Origin of the sequence: Paraburkholderia phytofirmans, assembly GCF_046028095.1 — a bacterium.
Taxonomy (GTDB): domain Bacteria; phylum Pseudomonadota; class Gammaproteobacteria; order Burkholderiales; family Burkholderiaceae; genus Paraburkholderia; species Paraburkholderia phytofirmans_A.
Map to the genome: position 1 here is coordinate 573412 of NZ_JAQQDJ010000004.1, position 12325 is coordinate 585736.

Below are 12325 nucleotides of genomic sequence, written 5' to 3' on the forward strand. Positions count from 1 at the left end.
TAGTCAAATAGGCCAACGGATTTTGAGAACTATTATGAACCAACTGACTGAGCCGCAGCAGATTGTACATGGCGACGAAGAAAGTACGGACTTTCTGCAAGTTCTCGACACAGTAGTCGAGAACAAATGGACGATCGCGGTAGTCACAATAATTTTTGTGATAATCGGAATCGGCTACGCACTTTTCGCGGCGCCAGTGTACGAGACCAGCATTTTGGTTCAGGTTGAAGACAATCCGGATACGTCTGCAGCAAAAAGTTTGATTGGCGACGTGTCTTCACTGTTTGATGTGAAGTCATCGGCAGCTGCAGAAACACAGATTTTGGCATCGCAGCTTGTCGTCTCGCGCACTGTCGATTCGCTCCATTTGTTCATCCAGGCCAGACCACTTCGATTTCCAATTATTGGTGACTGGGTATCTCGAAGGAATGATGGATTGTCGCGTCCCGGTATCTTCGGATACGGTGGTTTCGCGTGGGCCCAAGAAAGTATCGACGTGCCAATCTTCAATGTTCCAATGCGGATGGAAGACAGTACTTTCAAACTTACCATCCTATCCAAGGATCATTTCCGACTCGAACAGTCTGACCTCGACGCACCCATTGAAGGACGGCTAGGTGTCCTGCAGCGCTTTAGCACCGCAAAGGGTGTTATTGAATTGAAAGTGGCGGGTGCGCAGGCGCAGTCGGGTACGACATTTGTTTTGGTGCGCAAATCTCGCCTTGAGACCATCGCTGACCTGCAAGATGCACTCGATGTGCAGGAGAAAATCAAGCAATCGGATGTTGTGGTTGCAAGCTTGCGCGGCAACGACCCTCTATTGGTAAGTGCAATTTTGAACGAGATCGGGCGGCAGTACATTAGACAAAATGTTGACCGAAAATCGGAGGAGGCTGCCCAATCCCTTGCATTTCTGAGTACGCAGTTGCCAGAACTAAAAAGGCAGCTAACTGAGTCCGAGCAGAAACTAACAAAGCTGAGAGATCAACGGGGAACTGTTGATCTCAACGAAGAGGCCAAACTCGCGCTGGCTCAATCCGCCGATGCTAGAACTCGCCTCCTGGAATTGCAGGAGAAACGCCATGAACTCGTTACGCGATTTGCCGATACGCACCCCAGCGTGGTTGCGATTGATCGGCAGATCACAGCGCTTGGCAGCTACCGAACGAGTGCGGAAGCTCAAATCAAGCGCTTGCCTGAGCTACAGCAGGAAACGGTGCAGATCATGACGGATTTGAAGGTCAACACAGATCTATATACAGGGCTTCTCAACAACGTGCAACAGCTTCAATTAGTTCGCGCTGGAAAAGTTGGCAATGTTCGCCTTGTCGACACAGCATTAATCCCAGAAATTCCGGTTAGGCCAAAAAAGCCGTTGGTGGTAATTGCGTCGCTTTTACTTGGACTGATGGGGGGAATGGGGATCTCTCTTGGGCGGGCAATTTTGTTCCACGGCATATCAGACTCCAACGAAATTGAACGTCGTCTGGGTATGACAGTGTCAGCAATTGTTCCCCTTTGTGAGCAACAAAAAGTGATTACCCGTGATATTTCGAGCAGTAACGCTGCGTCCCTTCTCCTGTCGACCCGATTTCCCAATGATCCCGCGGTGGAGAGCATCCGTAGCCTTCGGACGGCAATGCAGTTCGCTCTTTTAGAGGCAAGAAACAATGTAGTTGTCGTGGGCGGTCCGGCACCGGGCATTGGGAAGAGCTTCATTTCATCTAATCTCGCGGCGGTGCTTTCCATGGGCGGAAAACGGGTGCTTTTAATTGATGCTGACATGCGCAGGGGACATCTTCATGAGACGTTTGGAGTGGCTCGAGGTGCAGGACTGTCCGATGTCATTGTCCATTCAGCGTCACTTGCGGATGTGGTCCACTCCAACGTATTGGACAAGTTGGATTTTGTTTCGACAGGGGCAATTCCTCAGAATCCGTCGGAGCTACTTCTTCGACCTGCCTTGAAGGAGATTCTGGCTGAATGTTCGCGGAACTACGACATTGTATTGATCGATTCGCCACCAATCTTGGCCGTGTCCGACACTGCGACGATCGCTGCGTTCGCGGGATCCACGTTTATTGTTGCGCGGTCGGGAGTCACTCGGCTGGGTGAGATTTCCGAGGCGGCCAAGCGCTTGTCGCAAAATGGAATAAACACAAACGGTGTGATTTTTAACGGCGTGAATCCGAAACACGGTCGCTATGGGTACGGTTCTCGTTACGGTAGTTATCGGTACGCGGCGTACGATTATGGTAACGATCGCTAGCCCTAGTGAGCAGCAAAATGACGTGCAGATCGGGTCTAGTTGCTTGCTCCGCGAATGTGAATTTCAGGAATTAAAGATGCGACACCGACGTGTGTCATCAGCTATATTTTCGTTAAGCACCTTCTTCTTTTCGTTGAATGCGTTTAGCGTGCGCGCGACCGCGATTTCATACGTTCTCGTGTGCTTACTCGCCTTCCTCAATTCTCCTACATTGAGTAGGCGCACGGAGAGCTTGGTTCGCATAGCAACGTACTGGTGGCTTACTGCATTCTTCGCTTTTGTAGTTTCTGCGTTTGGCGACTTTTATATTAATTCGTACATTAAATTTTTGTTGATACAGGCGTACATTTGCTTGATATATTGGATGCTTTCAAGCGATGTTTTAAATAGAGTTTCTGTGGAGTGGGCGTGCCAGTTTTTGATTTATACGCACGCTGCTTTTTTTCTGTTTCAGCTTGCATATTACCTCACCACAGGTCATTTCATCGATTTTGATAATTACGTTCGCGAGACTGACGCAGAGGCGCTTTATGCCACAAAAGCCTTGAATGACAGTTTGATTTCGATTCGGGCCCTCGGTTTGTATTCGGAGCCGTCCTTTTATGCGATGACTGTTGTACCGTGCGGCACTCTTCTTCTGCTGCTGAAGCGCCGAGTGACCGTTCCTTTTGTCGTGGCGTTTGGCACCGCACTTCTTAGTTTTTCCGTTGCGGCGATGATTATCGTTGCAATGATATGTGTCCTATACGTTATATTTGGCCAAGTTTCGAACAAAGTCAGACTCGCCGCGTTTGTTGTCGCTCTGCTGAGTATTCCACCCCTATATCAGGTGTACGACTTGCGCGTAAACCAATCGGTTGATTATGACGCGATTGCTAGTCGAACTCTGGTATTTAACGAGATCGAAACAAGAGATGTTTTGTCGAATGTGTTCGGGAACGGGCTTTTCTGGAACGAACAGAATAATGTCGGAAAAACGCATCTTCGCGGCTTTAATGTTCGCGACAGCTCATTCTATGTCTACATAGTCTTTGCAGCCGGTGGTTTTGGCACATTAGTTTTTGGGGGGGGGCTGCTCTACATGTTCTGGGTGAAAGGCCGCAGACAATACATATTTTACTTGTTTGCAATTCTTCTGTTCAAATATCACGTTTTATATGGAATGTTCTGGCTAACGATTCTTATGTTTTTGGTGCTTTCGCGGCAGGTGATCCAGCCGACAGTCTTTCGCTTGCGTAGCTGAAGCCCGTTTGCTCTGTTTCGTAGGCTTTGGAGAAGTAGGATTATAGGTAGGTCTAGCATGAAACATTGGTTCGGGTGTGTCCTGTATCTAGCTTCCGTATTGTCAGCTTTCGGGCAAGTATTGCCCGCTTCGTTAGGCGGAAAGGTGCTCGCATTTAGTCCGGCGTCCACGAAAGTCTATCTTGGGTCACCGTCCATAGTCATTTTGCCTAATGGGAGCTACGTAGCGTCGTATGACACATTTGGTCCGTCGTCAAATTCTGACACCGCAACGCTACTCGCGTCCTCCGATAAGGGAAGGAACTGGAAAACACTGACGGCTTTGCATGGTCAATACTGGTCTTCGCTTTTCGTTCTCAAGGGCTTCCTTTACATAATTGGAACCGATCGAGCGATTGGTAGGCCGGTGATTCGCCGTTCTAAGGACAACGGCTCGACATGGACCGCTCCAACTACCGATGCTGATGGGCGATTCCCAACGCGTGGGCGATACATTACCGGACCGGTCCCAGTTTTGGTCGATCACGGACGTGTCTGGCGCACATTTGAGGTCATCGACGGCGACGACTTGCGCGAAATAGTAATGTCAGCACCATCAGGCGGCGATATTCTTGACACTAGAAACTGGACCGTGTCCACGGAGTTAGCGTCTAACAAAGAGTGGTTAGACGGAAAGTTTCTGTCTTGGGAAGAGGGAAATGTGGTGGCGACCCGTGGGGAACTGCCGGCGGTCCTTCTCCGCGTCAACACGACAGTAGGCCCAGAAAAGGCGGCGGTGATAAATTTTGCGCAGGATCGCCGAACGCTGTTATTTAATCCGGCATCCGGATTTATCGATTTCCCTGGAGGAGGAAAAAAATTCACGGTCCGTTTCGATCCACAAACGCAGCGATACTGGTCGATCACGAATGCGGTGTCGAATGATGATGGGCGAACCAATCTAGAGCGCGTTAGAAATTCCCTTGCATTGATTTGGTCGCTAGATTTACGAACTTGGAAAGTGCAGCGGATTTTGCTGCAGCACCCTGATCGGTCGCATCACGGATTTCAGTATGCCGATTGGCAATTCGACGGTAGGGACATCGTTTCGGTCATACGCACGGCCTATAATGACGATCACGGCGGCGCCGAGAGCCAGCACAACTCAAACTACATTATGTTTTTGCGGATCCCTAAATTTGCGGAGCCGTGAAAAGGAACGCGCCACATCCTGAATGAGGACTCTCCTGCCGGTTCAAGTAGAGGACGTCGCCACTTTATTAAGCGGTTACGCATGACTCTCGGGGCCGCTTTGACGTTCATTGTCTGTCTTTGAAGAGATTTTCTCAGCTTGCCTATCGCTAATGAATCTTGTAGTCAAGAGCCTCGGGAGTAACCGTTGAAGCGCGTAACTTTGACGTCAGATGCCAATTGCCTCTTTGCCTTACCACGCAATAGGTGAGGACGGTAAAGGCTGTGAAAGGATACGCCGACCAACATTTACCGAGCAGACTTGCCTTTGTGAAAGACGCCGATATCGCTTTGTCTCCGCACTGAATTTTCATTTCGGGAGATATCTTTCCGCCTCAAACTTATCCAGATCCCCAAGCAAATGCTGAATCTGCGAAGCTTGCGTCTCAGTCAACCGGAATTCGCTCTGTATACGCTGAAGCCGCCTCCGCCAATAAGCTGGCTGCAAAACGGGCTCACCGCGAAACGCGCTCAGCGACGGCACCATCACGCGGGCCACGTGTGCGATATCTTCATCCATTGTCATGTCATAACCCCGATGACCTCACCATTCATTTAGTAGTGGCCTTATTCTTATGTTGCGGGTGGACTGGATCTATCCTGCAGTGTGAGCCGATTGCGGCGGCCATCATCCTACAAAGCCGCAATCTTTCGGTCAAGGTTTCTAATGCTCGATGACGCAAGGACAGCCCGACTCAAGTCGAACCGTCACGCGGTTTGTTCGATCCGACATGCACTTGCTGCGCCGCATGATCTGCTGTTTCTCGGAAGCCGGCGAATTCGAGCATCGAGTCAGTGATCTGCGTCCACAAAAAAGGCGAGTCACTTACGGTTGTCTTGCAATTTGTCCGATGGCGGTGCTTGCTCGATTGGCGTTAGCATGAGCAACTCGTGATTGAGTCGGTTGTGGTCAGCGGACCTTGTGAGGCGTCGACATTGTTTGATCTGAAAGGGTATTGGAACGCAGGCTTTTCTCTAAGACTTCGTTACTCAATCAAACACTCGCACCAACCTCGCAAACACCCCATTCCGCGCAATCCACTCCGCGTACTCCCGATACTCCGGATCATTCATCAAATGCTTTTCTTCTGTCTTAGCCCGCAAGAAATAAAGCATATTCACAGCCAGTAGCGCCGCGCAATGCGTCACCGCCGCTCGCCATCCCAGCGGCTCGATAAACGGCACCGTCACCATCCAGTAAGACAGATTCTTCGCGATATAAGCGGGATGCTTGGTGAACCGATAAGGTCCCGAAGTAATGATCCCGCGATTCGTCAAATTCGAAAACCGCAGGCCGAACGAGATAGTCGCAAGCGCATAGCACAGCAGCAAAGCGACGATGACCGCGCCCCACACAACTCGCACAACCGGCATCGAAATAAGCCAGTTGTCCCAGAACACCGAGCCTTCGTAGTGAATGTACTGGTTCGAGATGAGCGACCAGAACGGCTGATAACAGATCAGTGCAACGAGCCAACCCAACGTCGTCGGCTCCGCGCTGCGCACGTGACTGTCGAGTATGCGCAACGTGCAGATGTAACCCACGGTGCCGAACATCAAGTCCATCGCGAACGACAGGTCATACATGAACCGGAATGTCACGAGCGAAAACGGCGCGTTCAGCGCGGTGGTCAACGACGCGTTGAGGTGATCCGCATTGGTGGACAGGTAGACGATCATCAGCGGAAGGAAGAACGCCTTCACCATCCATCCCGCCAACATCTCACGCACCGGGCGCCAGTTCGCGGGACGCTCGCCGCGGAATAGGTAGCGCGCCCATAGCAGGTACGCGTCGTCGGTTTCGAGCTGATGCCGGTCCATCCACGCGAAGTAGAACGGCGCCGCGATGAGCACATACGGCGCGAGCGTACCGAGCAGTGACCAGAACGGGTTGTAGAAGGCGCCGTGATATTCGGGCAGCAGCCAGTAAAGCGCGCCGATGCCCGCATACACCGAGGCCAGCGCCGCGAGGCGCAATTCGACGCGCACGATGCTCAGCGGCCGAACGGCGCGGCTCGCGAGGCCGGCGCTCGGGCGCAAATAGACGCGCGCGACGAACAGCTCGTAAGCCGCAATTGTCGCGATGATCGCCAGACAGGCAACGGTGCTGCGCGTCGCGCCATCGAGCGAGCTGCTGTCGCGCAGCAACCATAGCGTGAGCAATCCGACGGCGATCCCGAGCAGGCCGATCGAAAAAGGTGTCGCCGAGCGCGGCCGCGGGTCGTGCACGCGCGCGACGGTATCGAATGTGGAGTTCATGTCATCCCTCGTCGTCATGACATTGAAGGCGGCCGGGCTGTTGATTTTTTGGTGCCCGGCCGCCGTACTTGCGTAACGCTTATTTGCCGGCCGCCGCGACGCCGCCGAGCAGTCCGCCGACCAGGTTCGTCACCGGCGCGAGCGGATTCTTGTTGCCTGAGCCGCTGCTGCCTGTGGCGCCAGCCGAGCCGCCAGTCAAGCCGCTGATGAGGCCCGTCACCGGATTGCCGGCCGTGCCGCCCGACGAACCGCTGGCGCTGACACCGCCCGTGACGCTGACCGTCAATGAGCCAACCACGCTGACAACGGGTGCCAGCGGACCGCCCGTGCCCGACGTCCCGCCCAGCGAACCGACCTTGCCGAGCAGGCCGGTAAGCGGTGCGAGCAGGCCGGCCGCGCCGCCGGCGCCACCCGTGCCGCCCGCTGCGCCGCCCAGCGATCCGAGGTTGCCGATCAGTCCGGTCAACGGCGGGATGGAGACGCCGCCCGAGCCACCTGCGCCGCCGAGTCCGCCAAGTCCGCCGAGCGGCCCGAGCAAGCCGGTGATCGGCGCGAGCGGATTGGTGGTCGCGCCGGTGAACAGGCCGCCCGTGCTCGTCACGGTTTTGCCCAACTGGCTCACGACGCCGCCGATGTCCTTGCCGACCTGATCGCCTGTGGCGCCCGACACTTTGATGCCCGCCGCGTTGAGTCCATTGCCGAGCGTGCCGAGCAGGTTGTTGAGCGGTGCGCCGAGACCTGTCGCGTTGCCGAGCGTCTGCGTCGTGTTGGAGACGGTGGTGGTGATCGGGTTGATCGCCGAGCTGAGCTGTGTTTCGATCTGCTGGACTGGCGCGCTGGTGAGCGCGGTATTCAATCCCGAGCCCACTGCCGTGACGCCGCTGCCCACACCGCCGACGACGCTGCCCAGCGTCGACGTCACCGGGGAAAGCGGTTTCAACGGGCCGCTGCCGAGACTGTTCACCACGCCGCCCAGCGCGGTTACGGCGGCACCGGTATTAGCGACGACGCCGGAAGTCGAAGTCAGCGTCGGGCCGAGCGGATTGGCCGCGCTGCCGACGGTGCCGAGGCCCGCGGCTGTGCCGTTGCCCAGCACCTTCACGCCGTTGCCGAGATCGGTGATCGCGTTGCCGAGGTTCGAGGTCGTTGCGCCGTTGACGCCAGGAACCGAGGTGCCGGTGATCTTGGTGCCTGTATCGGCGGCTGTCGTGCCGACGGCTGTGATGAGATTGCCAGCCTGAGTGATGATGTTGCCGATGGGGGTGGAGGAGGTGCCCGAAGTACCGGAAGTACCGGAGGTGCCCGAGGTACCAGAGGTGCCCGAAGTACCAGAGGTGCCCGAAGTGCCCGAAGTGCCCGAAGTGCCCGAAGTGCCCGAAGTGCCCGAAGTGCCCGAAGTGCCCGAAGTACCTGAAGTACCTGAAGTACCGGAGGTGCCCGAAGTACCCGATGTACCCGAAGTGCCGGAGGTGCCCGAAGTACCGGAGGTGCCCGAAGTACCGGAGGTGCCCGAAGTACCGGAGGTGCCCGAAGTACCCGAAGTACCCGAGGTACCCGAGGTACCCGAGGTACCCGAGGTACCCGAGGTACCCGAGGTACCCGAGGTACCCGAAGTACCTGAGGTGCCCGAAGTGCCCGAAGTGCCCGAAGTACCCGAAGTACCCGAAGTACCCGAAGTACCCGAAGTACCCGAAGTACCCGAAGTACCCGAAGTACCCGAAGTGCCCGAAGTACCTGAGGTGCCCGAAGTACCCGAAGTACCCGAGGTACCCGAAGTACCCGAAGTACCCGAAGTACCCGAAGTACCCGAAGTACCCGAAGTACCCGAAGTACCCGAAGTACCCGAAGTACCCGAAGTCCCGGAAGTCCCGGAAGTCCCCGACCCCGACGTGCCGCCCAAACCGCCACCGCCGAGTCCGGGACTTGGGGTGTTAAGCGTCGATCCGCATCCGTACAGCGCGAGTAATGTAGACGTCGCAACAGCGATGGCTGTCCGACCGGCAAATTTTTTCATGATGTCCCCGTTGAACGACTATTGGCGGGGACACTGCTGCAAGTTGCACGCCAAATGCCAGTTATGGCTCGATCACGCGTTCAAGTCGCAGGTATATCGAAAAAATCTGAAAAAAGAAGAATTTATTCCGACAGAATCGCGATTTCCGTCTCAACGATGAACCCGTGTTCCGCCCACGTGCTACGTAACGCGAGCGCCGGCCGTAACGATGCGAAACACGCCGCGGTCGATCAAGCAGCGCCTTCGCGTCGGAACGGCAAGCACCTGCCGCAAACCCGCATCAAAACGCGGCTGTATAAATCGCCAGCGCATCCCCCTCGGTCACCGGCCGCGGATTATTCACCAGCAACCGCGTTTGCAGCATCGCATCGCTCGCCATCCGCTTCAACCCGCCTCGCTCGATACCGACGTCGCGTAGACGCGCGGGAATCGCCGTCGCGGCAATCATCTGCTCGAGCCGTTCAATCAGCGCTTGCGTCTTGCTCTCGTCGCTGCCGGTGACGCCGGGCACGACTACCTCGGCAAGTTCCGCGTACAACGGCGCCGCCGCTTGCGCATTGAATCGCAACACATGCGGCAGCACGAGCGCGTTCGAAAGACCATGCGGCACGTGATAAATACCGCCGATCGGATACGCGAGCGCATGAACTGCGGCAACCGGCGAATTCGCAAACGCCTGGCCCGCGAAGGTGGCGCCGAGCAGCATCGCCTCACGCGCCTCGCGGTTGCCGCCGTTCTCACATGCGGGCAGCAGGTTGCGCGACAACAGGGCGAGCGCCTTCACCGCAAGCAGGTCGGAAACCGGATTCTTCAGATGCGCAGACGTGTACGCCTCGATGGCATGCACCATCGCATCGACGCCGGTCGCCGCGGTCGCCGCAACGGGCAAGCCAAGCGTGAGCTCGGCGTCGAGAATCGCCAGATCCGCGATCAGTTGCGGCGCGACCACGCCCATCTTCTTCGCTTCGCCCACTGTCACGATCGACACGGCCGTGACTTCGGAGCCGGTGCCCGCCGTGGTCGGCATCTGCACGAGCGGCAAACGCGCGACTGTGATCTTGTTGACGCCGTACATCTCGCTGAGCGCCTGCTCCTGCTGCGGCGCGAGCACGGCGATCAGCTTCGCCACATCCATCGACGAACCGCCGCCGAGCCCCAGCACGATTTCCGCGCCGGCAGTCCGGGCCCGCGACGTCGCGTCGAGCACGATATGTTCGGGCGGATCGGCGATCACGTCGTCGATCACGGTGGCGTCCCAGCCATGCGCCGACAAGTCGGCGAGCGCCGGATTCAACAACCCGCTCCTGTGCAGAAAACCATCGGTGACGACGCACACACGCGACAGCGCCGGAAATTGCGCGCGCAACAAAGCGCCGAGGCGGCGCGCCGCGCCGAACTCGACGACTAACGTCGGCACCGTTTGAAACCGGAACCCGTTCATCATGCGGCGTCTCCGGACACCATATGGCTTTCGACCTCGCGCCGGTCGAGCAGCGGAATGATGGTGCCGAAGCCGAGTCGCTGGAAATGCTCAGTTTCGCGATGTTCGGCGAGCCCGCCGGCGTCGCTGTACTTCTCGAGAATCACGAAGTGGTCCGGCTCCAGCGGCGAGCGAAAGAATTCGTAGTAAAGGTTCTTCGGCTCTTTGCGGGTTGCCGCGGCGAGTTCCGTAAGGGGCTTCACGATCGCGTCGCCATTGCCGGGCTTGGCGAAATAATGCGCGATCACCTGCAGATAAGCATGGGCCATCAGTCACACTCCAACGGGGTGAGTAGATCAACGTTTCGACGTTCAGGATCCGGGTTCCACGACTCGCTGTCATGGGTCGAGACCGCGACGGCGCCGTCCTTCATGGGCGCGGGCATCAGTTGTACCAGATTCGCATCGCCTTGCTCCAGTGCGTCGACGCTACGCGGCCACGCGGAGCGTTCCGTCGCGAAGACTTCCGATATATACCGGTAGTGCAAAGCGTTGGAGCGCAAGAGAGCCGAAGGCGATTGCTTCGGAAAAGCGCACGGATTTCCGCAATTTCGCAACTGTCTCAAGCGACGCACTTCGTCGCGCAATGATGCGGATACCTAACATAATTTCACGACCCCCAGCCCAAGGCGAAAACTGGCAACCGACCGTTATGCATTTGGAATGCATCAGACAAAGCTATCGGAATTGTAAGGTTATTCCAAATCTTGATTGAGAATGATTCGCGTTTACGTTAGATTGGCGCTCCATCCTTTGAGAAAGCGGAGCGAATCTATGGCTGAGGTGCTCGTTCGGCGAGAGCCTTCAACAGCGATGCCGATATCGGTTCTCAACGCCGGAGGCGCCCGTCCACCGGTTTCGCGACGCACGCGCGACCATGCGCGTGCGGTCGATTGGGAGAAGGGCACGCTGCTCGACGTGTTGATCGACAACCGGCCGATGCTCGTCAATCTGGCGCGCGGCTTCGTGGGTTGCGCGAGTCTCGCGGAAGACGTGGTGCACGACGTCTTCATCAAACTGGTCGACTTTCCCGATCAGGACGCAGTGCGTCAACCGGTCGCTTACGTCACGCGCATGGTGCGCAACGCGTCGATCGACGCCTTCCGCCGCCAGAGCCTCGAAAACACCTATCACGCCGACGAAGACGACGGCCTGCACGTGCCATCGCCGGAGCCTTCGCCGGAAGCGGCGCTGCTCGTGCGCGACACGCTGCGGCACGTCTACAACGCGCTGGAGCAACTGCCGCCGCGCAGCCGCGCCGCCTTCGAAATGGTGCGCCTGCGCGAGGAAACGCTGCAGAGCACGGCGCGCGCGCTCGACGTCTCGCAGACGCTCGTGCATTTCATGGTGCGCGACGCCGAGAAGCATTGCGCCGATTGCCTCGACGCCTGCAATCGCGGCGTGGCCGGCCCCGCGTTCTGCAGCGGCCGCGCGCGCCGGCGGTAAAAAAGCGCGCGCATCAAACGTCAACTGATTAGAAGCGGTGCGCGAGCGAATGCCGGCGCCGCGGTGCCGGGACATGCCAGCGGGCTGTCCGGGCGCTTCCTGACCTTTCATCGACTGAGCCTTTCATCATGACGCAAGCACAGCAATCCTCCAGCGCGGCAGCCGGCGAGGCGGACGACCTCGTCTACACCGTTGTCATCAACGACGAAGAGCAGTACTCGATCTGGCCGACGTTTCGCGACGTGCCGGCAGGCTGGCACGAAGTGGGCGTGCGCGGCCCGAAAGCCGAATGCCTCGCGCACATCGAGAGCGTGTGGATCGACATGCGTCCAGCGAGCTTGCGCAGACACATGGACGCGGCGGCCTGACGCACGCAGTGCAATCCG

9 protein-coding genes and 1 pseudogene are annotated in these 12325 nt (G+C 57.0%); 5 read left to right on the forward strand and 5 right to left on the reverse strand.

Annotated features, from left to right (window positions below; genetic code table 11):
- The first annotated feature begins 34 nt into the window (after nucleotides 1–34).
- The 3 genes from PQR54_RS15285 to PQR54_RS15295 all read left to right on the forward strand — a co-directional run bounded on the left by PQR54_RS15285 (nucleotide 35) and on the right by PQR54_RS15295 (nucleotide 4703).
- Nucleotides 35–2269, forward strand: coding sequence for a polysaccharide biosynthesis tyrosine autokinase (locus PQR54_RS15285; RefSeq protein ID WP_408246955.1), 2235 nt, complete (start codon nucleotides 35–37; stop codon nucleotides 2267–2269).
- 364 nt (nucleotides 2270–2633) lie between these two features.
- The gene (locus PQR54_RS15290; protein ID WP_408246957.1) at nucleotides 2634–3512 is read left to right on the forward strand and encodes a hypothetical protein; all 879 of its coding nucleotides are present in this window, start codon (nucleotides 2634–2636) and stop codon (nucleotides 3510–3512) included.
- A gap of 57 nt (nucleotides 3513–3569) precedes the next feature.
- A complete protein-coding gene (locus PQR54_RS15295; RefSeq protein WP_408246959.1) occupies nucleotides 3570–4703 on the forward strand; it encodes a sialidase family protein in 1134 nt (377 codons plus the stop codon).
- 1028 nt (nucleotides 4704–5731) lie between these two features.
- Here the strand turns inward: PQR54_RS15295 and PQR54_RS15300 are convergent.
- From PQR54_RS15300 to PQR54_RS15320, 5 genes and pseudogenes are all read right to left on the reverse strand, one after another.
- Nucleotides 5732–7000, reverse strand: coding sequence for an isoprenylcysteine carboxylmethyltransferase family protein (locus tag PQR54_RS15300; protein WP_408246961.1), 1269 nt, complete (start codon nucleotides 6998–7000; stop codon nucleotides 5732–5734).
- A gap of 79 nt (nucleotides 7001–7079) precedes the next feature.
- Nucleotides 7080–9014, reverse strand: coding sequence for a collagen-like triple helix repeat-containing protein (locus PQR54_RS15305; RefSeq protein ID WP_408246963.1), 1935 nt, complete (start codon nucleotides 9012–9014; stop codon nucleotides 7080–7082).
- Nucleotides 9015–9294: 280 nt separating this feature from the next.
- Nucleotides 9295–10455, reverse strand: coding sequence for an iron-containing alcohol dehydrogenase (locus tag PQR54_RS15310; protein ID WP_408247187.1), 1161 nt, complete (start codon nucleotides 10453–10455; stop codon nucleotides 9295–9297).
- Entirely contained in the window at nucleotides 10455–10763 is a 309-nt protein-coding gene (locus PQR54_RS15315; RefSeq protein ID WP_408246965.1) for a putative quinol monooxygenase, read from the reverse strand. Before PQR54_RS15315 ends, PQR54_RS15310 begins: the two co-directional genes overlap by 1 nt.
- 101 nt (nucleotides 10764–10864) lie before the next feature.
- Nucleotides 10865–10957: pseudogene (locus tag PQR54_RS15320) on the reverse strand (glycerol-3-phosphate responsive antiterminator); the annotation flags it as partial.
- A gap of 310 nt (nucleotides 10958–11267) precedes the next feature.
- Here PQR54_RS15320 and PQR54_RS15325 point away from each other — a divergent pair.
- Both PQR54_RS15325 and PQR54_RS15330 read left to right on the forward strand, forming a co-directional pair.
- The gene (locus PQR54_RS15325; protein WP_408246967.1) at nucleotides 11268–11939 is read left to right on the forward strand and encodes an RNA polymerase factor sigma-70; all 672 of its coding nucleotides are present in this window, start codon (nucleotides 11268–11270) and stop codon (nucleotides 11937–11939) included.
- A gap of 128 nt (nucleotides 11940–12067) precedes the next feature.
- Nucleotides 12068–12307 (forward strand): MbtH family protein, encoded by a 240-nt coding sequence (locus PQR54_RS15330; RefSeq protein WP_408246969.1) that lies wholly within the window; start codon nucleotides 12068–12070, stop codon nucleotides 12305–12307.
- Nucleotides 12308–12325: the final 18 nt, after the last annotated feature.

Excerpts from the sequence above, each read along its gene's own strand:
- PQR54_RS15285 (WP_408246955.1), top strand. The coding sequence starts at position 35 with ATGAACCAACTGACTGAGCCGCAGCAGATTGTACATGGCGACGAAGAA.
- PQR54_RS15290 (WP_408246957.1), top strand. The coding sequence starts at position 2,634 with ATGCTTTCAAGCGATGTTTTAAATAGAGTTTCTGTGGAGTGGGCGTGC.
- PQR54_RS15305 (WP_408246963.1), bottom strand. The coding sequence starts at position 9,014 with ATGAAAAAATTTGCCGGTCGGACAGCCATCGCTGTTGCGACGTCTACA.
- PQR54_RS15295 (WP_408246959.1), top strand. The coding sequence starts at position 3,570 with ATGAAACATTGGTTCGGGTGTGTCCTGTATCTAGCTTCCGTATTGTCA.
- PQR54_RS15315 (WP_408246965.1), bottom strand. The coding sequence starts at position 10,763 with ATGGCCCATGCTTATCTGCAGGTGATCGCGCATTATTTCGCCAAGCCC.
- PQR54_RS15300 (WP_408246961.1), bottom strand. The coding sequence starts at position 7,000 with ATGAACTCCACATTCGATACCGTCGCGCGCGTGCACGACCCGCGGCCG.
- PQR54_RS15325 (WP_408246967.1), top strand. The coding sequence starts at position 11,268 with ATGGCTGAGGTGCTCGTTCGGCGAGAGCCTTCAACAGCGATGCCGATA.
- PQR54_RS15310 (WP_408247187.1), bottom strand. The coding sequence starts at position 10,455 with ATGAACGGGTTCCGGTTTCAAACGGTGCCGACGTTAGTCGTCGAGTTC.
- PQR54_RS15330 (WP_408246969.1), top strand. The coding sequence starts at position 12,068 with ATGACGCAAGCACAGCAATCCTCCAGCGCGGCAGCCGGCGAGGCGGAC.